Source organism: Microcystis sp. LE19-8.1F, from assembly GCF_027531715.1.
In the GTDB taxonomy this organism is placed as follows: domain Bacteria; phylum Cyanobacteriota; class Cyanobacteriia; order Cyanobacteriales; family Microcystaceae; genus Microcystis; species Microcystis wesenbergii_A.
This window is the reverse complement of record NZ_JAPZSO010000217.1, coordinates 1-14,595: the sequence shown is the minus strand read 5'-3', so window position 1 is coordinate 14,595 and position 14,595 is coordinate 1. Positions and strand designations below refer to the sequence as shown.

The window sequence follows — 14,595 nt, the reverse complement described above, 5'->3', positions numbered from 1 at the left end:
TCCCCTCAAGAAACACGGTCGTCGTGCTAAGAGTCTTTTTCGCTTAGGTTTTGACCATCTTCGTCATCTGATTCTTAACCCTTCTTTGCCTAATCATCGGGATTTTCTTCATTCCCTACAATTTTTGTCCTGTACTTAGGTCGGACGGTACATGGACTTTTACCACTATCACCCCATCCCCTTTATTGGCAATGCTCTGCACCTGAAGCGGCGTATCTTCATTCTGCACTTGTACTATTTTTAAGGCGGCAATGAAGGCTTTCCAATCCACCCCATTGCGGAAAATCAGGTCAACGGTGTCGAACATTTCGGCAAATAATTTAGTAAATTCGCCCGGTTGAAATTCGCCACTGCTGGGGCGGCGCTCTTTCTGCCCATTAAGCAGATAAATGTACTGGCAGTCCACCTCATCCAGTTGGGTGGTGGCATCAATATTCCAATTTTCCACGCAAGCACCCGTCAGGGTAGCATGGCGCAAATCTGCATTGACGGCGTTGACTTCGGTGAGGTTTGCCCCCGCAAGGTTGGCGTATTGCAAGCTGGCTTCACTGATATCGGCGAGGCGCAAGTTGGCAGCTTGCAGGTTTGCCCCCTCCAGATATGCCCCCCGTAAATTGGCTTGGGCAAAGTCTTTTCCGCTTCCGGTGCGGGAATCAATCAGAAATTCCCTAACCCGGGGATTGGCTAATAAGGTATTGCCGGGGCGGGCTAATTCCAATTTAATTGCTTGTTTAAAAATTGTTTTATTCAAGATTGCCTGATTAAAATTGGTACTTTTTAAGGTGGCTCCTGTAAAATCTGTTGCGGTTAAATTGGCTTGAAAAAAGGAGGTGCCACCAATGGCAGCAAAGGCTATCACAATTTTACGCAACCAAGGATCGCGGTGTTCTTGTTTAAGGGTCAACCAACCGAGCCAACAGTAAAATACCGTCAAGGCTCCGGCTACGGCTAGGGCTACGGCTAGGACTACGGCTCCGGCTAGGGCTAGGGCTACGGCTAGGGCTAGGGCTAGGGCTACGGCTAGGGCTACGGCTACGGCTACGGCTCCGGCTACGGCTACGGCTACGGCTCCGGCTACGGCTCCGGCTCCGGCTCCGGCTACGGCTAGGGCTACGGCTAGGGCTCCGGCTAGGGCTAGGGTTACGACTAGGACTCCGGCTACGGCTCCGGCTAGGGCTAGGGTTACGACTACGGCTCCGGCTAGGGCTACGGCTCCGGCTACGGCTCCGGCCAAAATATTTTTGCGCCAGGAGATGAGGCAAAAGAGGATGATAAAGATTAAGGGGGACCAACCAATAACTTGGTTTTCTGTACTGGATGAATCAAAAATTAAGCTCGTCATAAAAGCGGCTACGAGGGAGAAAAAACTCGAAACCACAATTAACACCAAAGCCAACCCCAGCAAAATCACCACCCAGCGCTTCGGCAATCCCGCCTTCGCCCCGGCAAACTTCACCCCCGTCAAATTCGCCCGACTAAAATTTGCCCCGCGTATATCACAACCACTGAAATCCGCCCCCGCTAAGTCCGCACCGCGAAAGTTACCACCCCGCAAGGATTCCCCCCGGAAATCCCGCCGCCCGTTTTTGTACTGTTCAATAACTGCCGCTGCCTTCATCGCCTACGAAATTGCCATACTATGCCCTCAATCTTACTGCAATTTAGAAAGCGGGTTTCCTGAGAGAATCCGATTGATACTCCCACCCCAGCGCTTCGGGATTCTTGGTTCAACGAGTCCACGTTCAAAAACCTGGCATTTTTATGGGCAATCGCGTCAGGTTGCACACCTCACGTTCTAGAATATATCTGGATTTCCCCCATAGATATCTAGTACAATAGCCGAAAAACCCTATCTATCAATGGATACACCCATTAACCTTTCTTAATCTACTCATGTTTATGGTAATATTTCTTAATAGACGGGGATGGAGTATATTTGCTAGAATTTACTGACCCTAATTCTCCTGTGCCAGAAAAGTAGATTTATTCAGCCAACCCTAGATAAGTAGCTGGTTATAATTAAATTATGGATTGTGGGTTCGATCCCCCCTGCCCCCCTTGATAAGGGGGGTTTCTGAGAACTTTTAACACCTACCTACTTAGAAAGCCATTTAAGTAATTTTCTATGGAGAGTTAAATTATAAACCTGTTGCATAATTAATTTTTCAGGGTTCAAAAACGGCAAAAATAAGGATTAAATTGCATAAAATATGTAAATAGACCATTTAATGAATTATTATTCATTCTTAATTCTCCTGACTCCTGACTACTGGCTACTGACTCCTAACCCCAACAACAATTTTTGATTTTTACAAGAGGTCTTATGTCGTCAACTGCCTACGAAACTGATTATAATCAATGGCTAAAAGAGACGGTAAAACAGTTACAAGAGCGTAATTTTGATCAGGTGGATTTGGATAATTTAATTGAAGAAATCGAGAGTATAAGGAAAAGTGATAGACGAGCTTTAATGAGTCTGTTAACCCGTCTTATCGAACAGCTTTTAAAGCTGGCTTATTGGCAAGAAGAAAAAAAACGGTCAGGTAATCATTGGGCGGCAGCAATAGTCAATTTTCGCGCCCAAATTCAGCATCGTTTAGAAGATAGTCCCAGCTTACGGCCAGAATTAGCAGCTATGTATGATAAAGTTTATCCAGTGGCGATTAAATCAGTTTCTCAGCTTTTTTCCCTCAATTCAGACGCTCATATATCCCTCGAACAAACATTAGATGATAATTGGTTTCCCCCGGCTGAAAAATAGTTCTTAACTATAAAAACTGATGGCCTTACCCTCATACTTATTAAAACTTAAATTTTAGGGTAAAAAAAGAGGAATATAATATCAGGCAGTCAAATTAAGGATATTTTCTGGATGAGAATCTTAACATCTACTACTATTGCGGTTTCTCTCTCTTTATCCCTTATCAGCCCCAGCTTTGCCGTTAGCTTGGTAACTAATCGTGCCGACCTCAAGGGTAATGATTCCATCGATTGGTCGAGTCTTGGCAAGGTTTTAAACCCTTTTAACCCTAATTTCGCTGATTTTCTCGGTTTTTCTTTTTCCGGTACTTCCGCCGGAGGATTGGGCTTAGATGTAGATATTAATCCGATAAATCCGCCGATTACACCGCCTTTTGTCTTTAAAACGGCTCCTATTCCGCAGGGCATCCCGACTAACTTTGCTAACGGTGATTTTCTCTTGTTTACGGGGCTGCAGTTTGGTCTATTTCCCGCTCCTGGCAACCCAGGCCCGATTTCGATTAGCTTCGCACAACCGGTTAGGGCTGCTGGAGCGCAAATCGCTGTGGATGATGAGCCGAACTTTGTTGGTACTATCAAAGCATTTGATATTAATGACAATCTTTTGGATAGTTTTAGTGTCAATGGTACATCTTCTACAGTACTGGATAATTCTGCCATTTTTCTGGGGGTAAAAAGTGCGTTGGCCGAGATTAGCCGCATTGAATTTAGTAGTGATTTTAATAACCGCGCCATTGGCATTAATACTCTCAGTATCGATAACCCTGCCATTCCTGAACCATCCCTGACAATAGCTCTCCTCGTTATGGGTTCGGGTTTGCTGTGCCTGAAAAAAAGGCTATGATAGTGGAAAAGACGAGCCTAATTTTGATGGGAAAATTAAGTTCGACTTTCTAAAAGCTGTTATCTCCACAGAATTGAATGAATTGTATAATTTAGAGTCAGTCAGGCTGCATCTAATATTTGTGACTCTCTTCCACTTATGATGATAAGCAGAAGTTATTAAAAGAGGGCGAGCGCAATTCGCCGCTACAATTGGGATAGGTTAGCCTCGGTAAGCTCTACTGCATTTCAACCCTGTACCGATAATTTTAGTAATAATGTTCAAACTTCCTCTCTGGAACCCCAGCACTTGCCACTCCTTACCCACGACTATAAAATTAGCATCCATCTTGCGGGGGTATTACCCTTGTTAATACCCCCTATTTTTGGTCCGATATAGTGTTAAGCTTCTCCTGTGATTGATAAACCCTCTACCCAAACGTAGGGACAAACACCACTGGGAGTAATAACTGCTTCCGGTTCCAGATAAACAATCGATTTCAGCAGTGTTAAAATATCCCCGGCTACGGTAGCGGAATCGATGCTAACGCGCTCATTTTTGTTAACTAACCAACCGTCAAAGGGCAAAGAGAAGGAACCTTGTAGAGAATTAACTCCTGCATGAAGTGCCTGTAAACTATCAATTAAAACCACATTTTCTGCTGTTTCCAAAGAATAGCTCTTTGGTTGATTAGCACTAGCAAAAACGTGATAAAAATGGGGACTAACCGTTACTTTTGCCCCAATGTTACCGTTGCCAGTCGGTTCCGTATTCATCCGTTTAGCGGTAATCGTGCTATGGAGAAAATTACTCAAAATCCCCTCTTTAATTAATTCCACACGACGGGTGGGAGTGCCTTCACTATCAAAAGTTTCTGCGGCAACATTAGCTGGATGGAGGGCATCATCACACAAATTTAAGGCAGTAGCGGCGATTTGTGTTCCTAGGGATTCAGGAGTAGAAAGACTCTGTTTATCAAGGACATTTTGGGCATTAAACAGATTAGAAAATGCTCCCATTAGACTCAAAAAGGCGCGGGGGGCAAAAACCACCAAATATTTACCCGTGGTAATCGGTTGATAGTCCAGATGGCTAACAGTTTTGGTAATCGCTTCCTCGATGCAACCATCGATATCTAATTTTTCCAGCCCCGGACTAACCCGAAAAGCACCAGCGCTGCGGGGTTTTTTGCCTTCCTGTTCGGTTTTGGTGTATAAATACACGCTGGCATAACTACGCGCTTCCTGACGCATTGCCCCGTCGCTATTGAGATAAAAACGTCTGACCTGCTGTTGTCCCAAACCGTTATAGGGAACACTGGCAATAGCCGGATGGGCCGTTAGTAGGGATTTTTCGGCGGCTAATAACTTATCGACGAGAGTGGATACAGGTGCTTGATTAGACATTTCGCTGGCCACTTCTGTGGTAGGTGCGGTGGCAGCGGGACTAAAATCGGGGACATTTTCCTTAACCCCAAAAAAGCTGGCTTCTTGGGCGGTTTTCAGGGCTAATTGCAGTCCCACCGGGTCCACATCGGTGGTAGAGGTGACACCGACTTGATTATCCCGATTCCAGACGCGAACGATAACGCTGGAACGATTGGAAGCTTGTACCTGTTTGGGTTCCCCTTGAAACACATCCACATCGGTTTCATCGACAGAAGAACCATAGATGTCGTATTTAGCAATTCCTAAAGCTTGGGCGCTAGAATTAGCGATTTGGGCGATATCTTCAACTTTTGGCATAGATTTGGTCAGAAATGAGATGAATGTAGAATTGAGCGGTCAGCCATCAGCAGTCAGCTAGATAAAAGTGATATTTATCAGAAAAATGGCTGATTAATTGAAAAACAAAGAACTCAAATCTGAAAACTGATAACTGATAACTGATAACTGATAACTGATAACTGAAGAGAGATTGGGCCAAGTGGTGACAATAAAGACGATAACGGCAGCCGTGGCCAGCATAGCTTTGGCAACGTGACCGATAACCGTACCGACGACGATACCGACACAGACTTTTAGGGATTGTTGCAAACGGGGGGTTAATTCCAAATCGCGACGATAGGCGTATTCTCCCAAAAAAGCCCCCACCACAGGACCGACAAATAAGCCGATAATCGGGCCGCCAATGGGTAAAGCGGGTAAAAGCCCGAATATTCCCGCTAATAAACCCACTACTAGCCCGATTTGACTCCAATTGCTCGCCCCAACTTTTTGGGCGCCGAGATAACTAGCGAGGAATTCCACCCCCAGACTGAGGAGAAGGACAACAAAGGCCACGGTTAAAGCGACCCCCATCCCCGCAAATTTGGTGACAAAACCCCACACCACCATGGCGATTAAAATCAAACTCATGCCGGGGACAGCGGGCAGCAGTTCGCCAATTATCCCCACTATCATGATGGCGATGAGGAAATAGTAGAGAATCACTAAAGCCATGATTAACGACCGCCAACGGTAATAGAATCGACTTTTAAATGGGGTTGACCAACGGTGACATAAACGCTACCACTGACGGAACCGCAAAAACCCGCCGCTAGTCCTAAATCTTGGGAACACATAGAGATTTTATTCATAATCTCCTTGGCTGAACCGATTAAAGTCGCGCCTTTCAGGGGTTTAGTCAGGTTGCCGTTTTCGATAAGATAGGCCTCCTCGACGGCGAAATTAAATTCCCCGGTCGCCCCCACACTACCACCGCCCATTTTTTTGCAATAAATGCCTTTATCGATGGAATTAAAGAGATTATCGAGGGTATATTCCCCGGGGGCGATGTAGGTATTCCGCATCCGACTAGCGGCGGCATAGGTGTAGTTTTGACGGCGACCGCTACCTGTGCGCGGATGGCCAGTTTTAATTGAACCGGTGCGATCGGCAATGAAGTTTTTTAGGATACCATTTTCAATGAGGAGAGTACGCTGGGCCGGCATTCCCTCATCGTCCATATCGATAGTACCGAAAGCTTTATCGGATAATCCTTCGTCCCAAGCCGTCAGATTTTCGTGGGCGATTTTTTCGCCTTTTTTATCGAGAAAGGGCGTGGTTTTTTGCTCAATTTGCGTAGTTTCTAGCAAATGGCCGCAGGCTTCGTGGAAGATAACGCCGCCAAATTCATTGGCCATAACGATGGGATAACTGCCAGATTCTACATAGTCAGCGTAAAGCATTTTACCCGCCGATTCGGCCACTTCTGCCGCCGATTCCTCGGCATTCCACGTCCGCAGAAAATCGGGATTACTGGTACTACCCACCCGTTTACCAATGCTAGAACGATTAGTCCCATCGGCACAGAGGAGATTATAGCCCACCGATTGGGTGAGGCGAATATCCCGGGCAAAAGTGCCGTCACTAGCGGCAACTAAAATTTCTTGCCAATCGCGAAAATAAGCGGCGCGACGAGATTGGACGTGAGAGGCTTTCTGATTGAGTTGAACGTTAGCAGTTAGGAGAATATCACCCATTTCTCGCAAAGAACTGCAATTATTCAGCCAAATATCTTTATTTTTGACCGTGGCATAATCCCGGAACATTTCCAGATTGATTTCGGGAATATAGGCGTTAGGACTGGGTAGGTTTAAACCAAGAATCGATAAACCTTTTTCTAGGGCATTTTTTAAGCCTTGGAAGCTTAAATCGTTGGTACTGACATAACAATCAGCTTTACCGCGAAAAAGGCGGATTCCTGCCCCTGTAGATAGTTTCGGTGAGAGACTGGTGATGGTGTCATCTTCGGCTAAACAACTGATATAGTTGACTCTTTCGAGGAAAAATTCGATAAAAGTTGCCCCGGCAGCCCGTCCCAGTCCCAGGAGAGTGGACAAAGGAGCCGCCCAAGAGCTATCAAAGCGCTCCAGACTAGGATTATATTTCAGGGTGGGGAGTTCTTTGGAGATGAGTAGAGTGGGTGACATAAAGCTCGTTTATCAGTTAATCTGCTGGTTTCTAGTCTAACAGTTCCCAGTTTTTTCCGTCTGGGGATGCGTTAGCGCCGCCCAACCCAGCTAAATTTTTCTCCTTCATATCTCTTAATAAAAACCTTGATTCGATCGCTCATCGCCCGCAAGATTAAATAAAGAGCGACTCAGGATCAAAATAATGGCCACAGCGACACAATTCTTAAACATTTCTGACTTGACAAAAGATGATTATTGTGTATTCGGTTTAGCGATTTGTTTTCTCAAACAGGAGGGAGAATTAGAAAAAGTGGCGGTGTTAGAACCGATTCCCTCGGCAGCCCTAGAGGCAATTGTCAAAGGAATTCCCACTTCCTACGAATTTGCCCGCGCCATGGCTTTAGGAGAGGTTTTTCAGGACGATAATCCTCAAATACCCAGTAATTTCCCCGATAATGCCCAATTATGCGAGAATTTTGTCGAAAGGGCGATTGCGGCCACTCGCACCTACAAAAATCAACCCCACCTGCAAGGGTTAATCCCCTTGGGCAGCCAAAAAGACGATTTAAACTTTTCCCTAGAGAAAAAACGCATCTTGAATGCTGTTCATGTCGTGCGGACGGAGGATAACGTCAAACAACATTCTCACACCCATAAGGTTTTGTAATCAAGGTTAGTTCGGGTTAGGGAAATTTTGCCGTTTTCCCTGATTCCGAACTCAGGTTATGGCAGTTATCTTAAGGGTGAGGTGTCAAGTTGTGATTTTGAGGAGTTGATGCCCAATTAAGTAGGGAGGCACAATTATTTGTAGGATGGGTTAGCGGTAGCGTAACATGAGCGGGCGTTGGGTTTCATACTTCAACCCAACCTACGTTCATCTAAAAAGATTATAATTTGTTTTCTCAATTTAGGATTAGTAAACCATGGCAAGTATAGAAACATTATTAGCAGAAATTATTAAGGCTGCATCTCACATTTGCAGAAATAGCGACAATCGGCAATTATTGGTGAATCTTAAATTGGTACAAGTATATTAACAACTGCGTGTAAGCATCTCACCGAAAAGCAAATGCGCGAGGGGTTTGGGGGGTAGAACCCCCCAAAAGCTTGGATTGAGTCATAAAATCGAAAGTAACGCCCAATTTTCAAAGAGAGGTTCCCTTTAAAAACCCCAACTTAGTAGATTTATAAAAATGAGATGCACCCAATTATTAAGGCAATGCTACACATAAATTTTTGCTGACTGAATAAATATCTTCAAACAAATAATTCCATTGATGTTCTAGGTGTCTAGCAATGTGGTAAGCAAGCAAAGGTGGGACAGCATTACCAATTAGTTTGTAACCATCCGTAGCCGAAAGTGAATATTTTCCATCTCCCTTGTTTTGTTGACGCACAAATTGAAAATCATCGGGAAAAGTCTGTATTCTCGCACATTCCCGCACAGTTAAACGTCTCATTTTTAACCCTGCTTCTAACTCATTAACTATCTTTACCCCTAATTCTAAAGATAATCTCCTAAATTCAATATTGCCGTGATGTTCCGAGCGAATAGTCGGACCTAAACCCTGTAAATTAACCTCGATTTGTCCCTGAGTTTTACCATAATATTTAGCTTTTGAATAACTTTTTTGTGAGAGGTCAAATAACTCATCTTCCGGTTCTGCTAAACCTGATAATATCTGACCCACTGTACTGTAAGTTTTAACTTTATGGGTTGGAGGCGGAAAAATATCATTATTTTCTAGATGTCCTATCGCTGTTGCTTTTAAATAGGTTTTATTTAAACCGATAAAGATAATTCTTTCCCTAGTTTGGGTAATTCCGTAATCGGGAGCAAAGAGAAGTTTAGGGATAACTATATATCCATCTTTACCAATGGCACTAAAATCATCTTCAATTATATCTTTAAGATTAGCCAAAGAGATTAAACCTTTGACATTTTCAGCAATAAAAACTTTAGGTAAGGTTAATTCAATAACTCTCTTCATCCAATAATAAAGTTTTCCGCGATTATCCTGAAAACTATCTTCACTCTCGTCTAGTAGTTTACCCGTGTGACTTTTGTGAGAATTAAACCCCTTTCTTTTTCCTGAAACACTAAAATCTTGACAGGGAAAACCTCCCGTTACTACATCGATATTACTGGGAAACTGAAACTCTCCTTTTTCTGCTTGTTTGACTAAATCTACAATACTCCCCAAGTGAAATACATTCTTTTTACCCCTTTTTTCAAAGTAGGGAATCCAAGCATTGTGAGCAGCTTTAGTTATATCATTAGCAAAGACAGTTTCAAAAGTAGTGCGCGGTAGTTTTAGCCATGATTCCCGTCTTTCTACTATCCAATCTTGATGAATATTTTCATTAACACAGTCTTGGTGTACCCAAAAACCTCCCTCTAATCCTAAGTCCATTCCCCCGCAGCCAGAAAATAGAGATAAAACTCGCTTTTGTTGCCTATTCATCACTATTGATTAAATGAGTAATTCAATAATATCATACTGATAATCAACTCGATCGAAAAGGATTAATTAAAGTTAGTTGATTGGATATTATTAACCCATCCTGCATATCTTCAGAGTAAAGAATACTAGCATCGGATGCTAAGGCACTAGCTACAATTAAACTATCCCAAAAGGAAAAACTGTATTGAGTGCGAAGATTAGAAGCGGATTCAAGAATTGTTAAGTTAAATTCTACCACTCGACAACGATTGTAAAGCTCTCGATTGATAGAGCTAATCCTCTCTTCCTGAAAATTAGCTTTTCTAAGCAAATTAACGGAAATTTCATTAATAACTTGAGTGCTAATAATCAAGTTTGATTCTTCAGTAATAGAAGTGGCAATAATGCGCTTTCTTTCTCTTTCCAAAACTTCTATTCGTTGATCCTCAAAGAACCGATAAAGCCAAATGTTAGTATCAATAAAGCTGGTTAACATTTTTATTTACGATTGGCGATTATAAATTTCATCACGAGAGAGAAATCCAGAGACTTTAACGGGATTTTCGGTTAAATCATCGATAATTTCCTGATTTTTAAGTTCTGAATTCGTTCTAGTCGTCGTTTGTTTGATCACAATAACTTGAACTTCGCTGTCTTCCCTCAAGTCCTGTTGGTATTCTTCGGGAATTTCGATGATACCTTGTTTGATTTTGGCTTTAAATTCCACTGCATTTAACATATTGTTGCTCTCGAGCGACTGTCTATAAGATTAATTATAACAAACCTTGGTTAATCCCAACAGTTCCTTCGGAGCAAAAGTCTGCGGATTGGCATTGAAACTATGCTTGATCAATAGATTTATTGCGCTGGCACTCCCGAAGAAATCCCGAAGATTTATCCTTCCCTGAGTTAAGAACAAGTTGAGGCGATAATTTTATCTTATCTCCACAACTAAGAACAAGTTAAGCAATACATAGCTGATGGGTGAGAATGGGTTCAAAAAATGCGTGAGGAACCAAAACAAAATCCTTCGACTGTCGTACAGAAATTAATGAAAATTAAAGGGGAAAGACAAGCAAAAAGTCAAAGTTTATGCTGTTGCAATATCTGATGAATGACAATATTGACCCAGTTTATGTTAAGCAAGTACGGAGAAAAAATAGAGATTTAGTGGTTTGGGCAATCCCAGAACCCAGTACACCAGAAAAGGGAACATTAGACCCAGAAATTCTGACCTGGTGTGAGATAAATAATTTTATTCTTAATACAGGTATGAGGATCAGGAGAAAAACTAATCAAATCTAAACTAGGCTAATATTCTGGGATATTTCTAGACCATAATAGCCAGAAATTACTGTAATTTGATGGGCGGAGTCGGACTCGAACCGACATGAGGGGCTGCCTCGCCACATTTTGAGTGTGGTGCGTCTACCAATTTCGCCATTCGCCCTTGGCATTAGCTTTATCATTATAACCCATTTTTGGCCCCTTTAACAAATTGTGATAATCGGGGGAACTAGCCCAACGATCGATTTCTCGCGCGCGTAGGACGGGGAGGGGATGGGTTAACTGTTGGGTTTGCAAACCCTTTAACATTTCGCCAATTTCCGAGGCGCTGACGGCATCGTAGGACTTGGCCTGATCGATAAAAGCCTCTAAATTTAATAAAGGTGCGAGACTGGGGGAACCTCCGGCTAACTTCATTAACACCGACATGACGATTTTTGGGTCTTGAACTGCCAATAAAGCCGCTCGATCGCAGCTAAACTCGGCGCAGCGCACCCATGCTAACATTCTCTCCTGTAGGGATCGTGCTAACATTGTCCCCCAATTGGGCAGTAATCCCGCCGCTAGGACCATAATATTGGCTAAAGTGAGATAAACGCCGTGTTCACATTTGAGATGACCTAATTCGTGGGCCATTACCGCTTGAATTTCTGCGGGAGTTAGCATTTCAATTAGGGAAGTGTGCATCACCATAAACGGTTTTTTGCCGCGCATGGCGAAGGTATAGGCGTTAGGAACGGGGTTTTGTTGAATGTATAATTGAGGTGGTTCTAAGTCGAGAACTCGGCAAGCTTCTAGGAGGAGATTATGCAGGTCGGGTAATTGTTTTTCCCCCACCAAAACACTAGCAGCAATATTATTTAAGTAAAAGAATTCCTCAGCGACCGAACCTAACAAACTTCTCACGGCTATATCTAACCCAGGCAACTGTTTAAGGGAATTAGTGGCCTCTAGGTCGATGGGATGCCGAAAATCATTGGCTTTTAAGCCGAGTAATAACTGTTTTGATAATTCCATATTCTTATTCATTTAACCAAGCTTTGACGCGTTCTAAACTTTTCCAATTGGGTTTTCTAGCTAAACCATCGGCGATATTTTCATCCACTTCTTGGCGAACTTCTTTGTTTAAACTAACTAATTGTTGCACCAGTTCGATATGTTCTCTAACTCCGGCGGTTTTGGTTTCTAACATAGCTAAAACCAAATTGATCCGGTTTTGGGGGGAAACTTTATCGAGTTTAACGGCTTTTTGGGCCGCTTTTAGGGCTAATTCCGGTTTATCGGTGAGCATATATAACCAAGCTAAACAGGACCAAACGGCGGCATTTTTCGGACTGCGATCGCTTAATTCTTTAAATTCGGGCAATAAACTGGCGGCGCTTTCTCCCTGTTGGTAGCGTTCTAAACCTTGTTCGAGGGTAAAATTGGCGATTTCTGTCATTTTCAGCTAGGGGGTTAATCAAGGAGCAAATCTAACGGTGATCGGCGTATTACACTGTTTTAGTACAATTTGCCTTTATTTAGTATTCTAGCAAAATTTGTCCCCTTGTCAGCAAAATTTTAAAAGACGATGCCGCGTTCTCGCCAGATCATCAATAGGCCACTCATCGAAACGAATAACATCACTGCTTGTTTAAATTGCTGGGGACTCATTTTTTCTAAAACTTTTTGTCCTAACCAATTGCCCGGCCAGGCCGCTAATCCTAATAATAAACCGTAACCGAGAAAGGGCAGATGTAAAACTCCAAAAGCTGCGTAGGCGATTAATTTGGCCACATGAACTACTACCATGTGAACGGATTTCGTTGCCACCATTGGTTCTTTAACTAGCCCATAGTTGATATAAAACAGGTTCATCATCGGGCCGGTACTACCGACTAATCCTGAGAGGAAAGCGTAGATAAATCCCGAGGGCATAAAATACCAAGTTTTAATCTCAAAAAAAGGATTTTCTTCTTGGGGAAATAATTGTTTAAGCGAGGAGAAAACCAGAAAAATTCCCAAAACTAGCGGCAACCATTTGAATTGTAAATGGGCAAAGACAAAAGCGCCGAGGGTAGATCCGATAATTGCCCCGGGTAAATACCACACCGTCGAGGGCCAGTCAATGGCCCGCCAATACATTCCCATGCGTTGGACGTTACCGAGTAGCATCCCCGTGGTTAAAACTGGAGGAATGACGGCAGCATCGAGAAACCAACCTAAAACGGGGAGTAGAATCAGGGGGCTGCCCCCACCAGCAAGGCTACTAAAAAACCAAGCTAGACTACCTGCCAACATCAAGGTAACAATGATCATCGAGTTGTAAAGTTAATTCACAAAGAGTTACTTAATCTATTATGATATCTTCTTTTGGGTCTTCATCGGTATAATGCCATTCCACATTGGGCATAGCCTCGAAAGCTTGCCGGACGTAATCTTCCCAGAGTTTCCGCATTTTGGCTAGGTAGGGATCTCCTAGGCGCAATTGTAACTTATGACGTAGGCTTAGGCTATTAGCTTCATACATACTCAAATAGATAGGCGGTCCGACGGAAATATTCGATTTCATGGTCGAATCGATGGAAAGTAAGGCACATTTAGCCATTTCCTCTAGGGGTGTATCATAGGTAATGGTACGATCGAGAATCGGTTTACCGTATTTAGTTTCACCTATCTGTAAAAAGGGCGTTTCTTTGGTGGCTTGAATATGATTTCCTTGGGGATAAATCAGGAATAATTGCGGTTCTTCTCCTTTAATTTGTCCCCCAAGAATAAACTTACATTTAAAATCAATATTATCTTTTTCTAGCCAAGTTCTTTCCCTAGCTTGTACTTGACGACTTTTATCACCGATATAGTGGGCGATATCGTAGAGATGAGTCAGAGAATGGAGATTTTTATCCTCTTGATTGTGCAGATCTCTTTTTAGTTCGTGAATCACTCCTTGGCTAATCGATAAATTGCCCGATGTACAGACCATAATTACTCTTTCTCCCGATACCGAAAAGTCAAATAATTTCCGATAGGCCGAGATATAATCGACTCCCGCATTCGTGCGAGAATCCGCCCCCATAACAATGCCAAAACGATTGATAATTCCTAAACAGTAAGTCATTTTCAGTAATCAGTAAACAGTAATCAGTGAACAGTAATTAGTAATCAGTAATCAGTAATCAGTAATCAGTAAACAGTAATTAGTGAAGAGTGAAGAGTGAAGAGTGAAGAGTGAGCGGTGAATAATATCATTTAAAGCTTAAAACTTAAGGTTCTTCGTTACTTGGTATGGTTCGATAGGGGGGCATAAATCGACTAAATCCTTATCTGGCAAGAGACTTAATTGATTAGTTCGCTCTAGAGCAAAAACAATTGACAAAAATCGCTAAATGCCTTTCTCTATAAGGGTT

13 protein-coding genes, 1 tRNA gene and 2 pseudogenes are annotated in these 14,595 nt (G+C 42.9%); 4 read left to right on the top strand and 12 right to left on the bottom strand.

Going from position 1 to position 14,595, the window contains the following annotated elements; all coding sequences use genetic code 11:
* Positions 1-139, top strand: a pseudogene (locus O9334_RS20325) (IS4 family transposase); the annotation flags it as partial.
* Here O9334_RS20325 and O9334_RS20320 read toward each other — a convergent pair.
* Positions 140-1,618, bottom strand: a pseudogene (locus O9334_RS20320) (pentapeptide repeat-containing protein); the annotation flags it as partial.
* A 705-nt stretch (positions 1,619-2,323) separates the two neighbouring features.
* Here O9334_RS20320 and O9334_RS20315 point away from each other — a divergent pair.
* Both O9334_RS20315 and O9334_RS20310 read left to right on the top strand, forming a co-directional pair.
* Positions 2,324-2,761 carry a DUF29 domain-containing protein gene (locus tag O9334_RS20315; protein WP_002783069.1) on the top strand — a complete coding sequence of 146 codons (438 nt, stop codon included), beginning with the start codon at positions 2,324-2,326 and terminating at the stop codon, positions 2,759-2,761.
* Positions 2,762-2,872: 111 nt separating this feature from the next.
* Positions 2,873-3,604, top strand: a complete 732-nt coding sequence (locus O9334_RS20310; protein WP_045362220.1) for a hypothetical protein — start codon at positions 2,873-2,875, stop codon at positions 3,602-3,604.
* Between the two features lie 380 nt (positions 3,605-3,984).
* Here O9334_RS20310 and O9334_RS20305 read toward each other — a convergent pair whose 3' ends face one another.
* The 3 genes from O9334_RS20305 to O9334_RS20295 all read right to left on the bottom strand — a co-directional run bounded on the left by O9334_RS20305 (position 3,985) and on the right by O9334_RS20295 (position 7,496).
* Entirely contained in the window at positions 3,985-5,328 is a 1,344-nt protein-coding gene (locus tag O9334_RS20305; protein ID WP_045362221.1) for a TldD/PmbA family protein, read from the bottom strand.
* A 93-nt stretch (positions 5,329-5,421) separates the two neighbouring features.
* The gene (locus O9334_RS20300) at positions 5,422-6,024 is read right to left on the bottom strand and encodes a DUF456 domain-containing protein (RefSeq protein WP_288002143.1); all 603 of its coding nucleotides are present in this window, start codon (positions 6,022-6,024) and stop codon (positions 5,422-5,424) included.
* A gap of 2 nt (positions 6,025-6,026) precedes the next feature.
* Positions 6,027-7,496, bottom strand: coding sequence for a TldD/PmbA family protein (locus tag O9334_RS20295; RefSeq protein WP_012266273.1), 1,470 nt, complete (start codon positions 7,494-7,496; stop codon positions 6,027-6,029).
* Between the two features lie 184 nt (positions 7,497-7,680).
* On the opposite strand from O9334_RS20295, the gene O9334_RS20290 reads away from it, so the two are divergent.
* Complete coding sequence (locus O9334_RS20290; protein ID WP_002757789.1) at positions 7,681-8,145, top strand: hypothetical protein; 465 nt, start codon at positions 7,681-7,683, stop codon at positions 8,143-8,145.
* 544 nt (positions 8,146-8,689) lie between these two features.
* Here the strand turns inward: O9334_RS20290 and O9334_RS20285 are convergent.
* From O9334_RS20285 to O9334_RS20250, 8 genes are all read right to left on the bottom strand, one after another.
* The gene (locus tag O9334_RS20285; protein ID WP_288002141.1) at positions 8,690-9,943 is read right to left on the bottom strand and encodes a DNA cytosine methyltransferase; all 1,254 of its coding nucleotides are present in this window, start codon (positions 9,941-9,943) and stop codon (positions 8,690-8,692) included.
* 43 nt (positions 9,944-9,986) lie between these two features.
* Positions 9,987-10,418: a PIN domain-containing protein gene (locus O9334_RS20280; protein ID WP_106908331.1), complete on the bottom strand. Its 432-nt coding sequence runs from the start codon at positions 10,416-10,418 to the stop codon at positions 9,987-9,989.
* Positions 10,419-10,424: 6 nt separating this feature from the next.
* Positions 10,425-10,661, bottom strand: a complete 237-nt coding sequence (locus tag O9334_RS20275; protein ID WP_008202290.1) for a hypothetical protein — start codon at positions 10,659-10,661, stop codon at positions 10,425-10,427.
* Positions 10,662-11,287: 626 nt separating this feature from the next.
* Positions 11,288-11,372 (bottom strand) — tRNA-Leu (locus tag O9334_RS20270).
* A complete protein-coding gene (locus O9334_RS20265) occupies positions 11,351-12,238 on the bottom strand; it encodes a M48 family metallopeptidase (RefSeq protein WP_190380120.1) in 888 nt (295 codons plus the stop codon). Before O9334_RS20265 ends, O9334_RS20270 begins: the two co-directional genes overlap by 22 nt.
* Entirely contained in the window at positions 12,231-12,650 is a 420-nt protein-coding gene (locus tag O9334_RS20260; protein WP_288002137.1) for a tetratricopeptide repeat protein, read from the bottom strand. The genes O9334_RS20265 and O9334_RS20260 overlap by 8 nt, the downstream gene beginning before the upstream one ends.
* 119 nt (positions 12,651-12,769) lie before the next feature.
* Positions 12,770-13,507, bottom strand: a complete 738-nt coding sequence (locus tag O9334_RS20255) for a sulfite exporter TauE/SafE family protein (protein ID WP_288002134.1) — start codon at positions 13,505-13,507, stop codon at positions 12,770-12,772.
* 31 nt (positions 13,508-13,538) lie between these two features.
* Positions 13,539-14,306: a proteasome-type protease gene (locus O9334_RS20250; RefSeq protein WP_002782847.1), complete on the bottom strand. Its 768-nt coding sequence runs from the start codon at positions 14,304-14,306 to the stop codon at positions 13,539-13,541.
* Positions 14,307-14,595: the final 289 nt, after the last annotated feature.

What these genes read in the sequence shown, in the direction of transcription:
- O9334_RS20255 (WP_288002134.1), bottom strand. Translation starts at nt 13,507, where the DNA reads ATGATCATTGTTACCTTGATGTTGGCAGGTAGTCTAGCTTGGTTTTTT.
- O9334_RS20260 (WP_288002137.1), bottom strand. Translation starts at nt 12,650, where the DNA reads ATGACAGAAATCGCCAATTTTACCCTCGAACAAGGTTTAGAACGCTAC.
- O9334_RS20315 (WP_002783069.1), top strand. Translation starts at nt 2,324, where the DNA reads ATGTCGTCAACTGCCTACGAAACTGATTATAATCAATGGCTAAAAGAG.
- O9334_RS20310 (WP_045362220.1), top strand. Translation starts at nt 2,873, where the DNA reads ATGAGAATCTTAACATCTACTACTATTGCGGTTTCTCTCTCTTTATCC.
- O9334_RS20250 (WP_002782847.1), bottom strand. Translation starts at nt 14,306, where the DNA reads ATGACTTACTGTTTAGGAATTATCAATCGTTTTGGCATTGTTATGGGG.
- O9334_RS20285 (WP_288002141.1), bottom strand. Translation starts at nt 9,943, where the DNA reads ATGAATAGGCAACAAAAGCGAGTTTTATCTCTATTTTCTGGCTGCGGG.
- O9334_RS20280 (WP_106908331.1), bottom strand. Translation starts at nt 10,418, where the DNA reads ATGTTAACCAGCTTTATTGATACTAACATTTGGCTTTATCGGTTCTTT.
- O9334_RS20300 (WP_288002143.1), bottom strand. Translation starts at nt 6,024, where the DNA reads ATGGCTTTAGTGATTCTCTACTATTTCCTCATCGCCATCATGATAGTG.
- O9334_RS20275 (WP_008202290.1), bottom strand. Translation starts at nt 10,661, where the DNA reads ATGTTAAATGCAGTGGAATTTAAAGCCAAAATCAAACAAGGTATCATC.
- O9334_RS20265 (WP_190380120.1), bottom strand. Translation starts at nt 12,238, where the DNA reads ATGAATAAGAATATGGAATTATCAAAACAGTTATTACTCGGCTTAAAA.
- O9334_RS20290 (WP_002757789.1), top strand. Translation starts at nt 7,681, where the DNA reads ATGGCCACAGCGACACAATTCTTAAACATTTCTGACTTGACAAAAGAT.
- O9334_RS20305 (WP_045362221.1), bottom strand. Translation starts at nt 5,328, where the DNA reads ATGCCAAAAGTTGAAGATATCGCCCAAATCGCTAATTCTAGCGCCCAA.
- O9334_RS20295 (WP_012266273.1), bottom strand. Translation starts at nt 7,496, where the DNA reads ATGTCACCCACTCTACTCATCTCCAAAGAACTCCCCACCCTGAAATAT.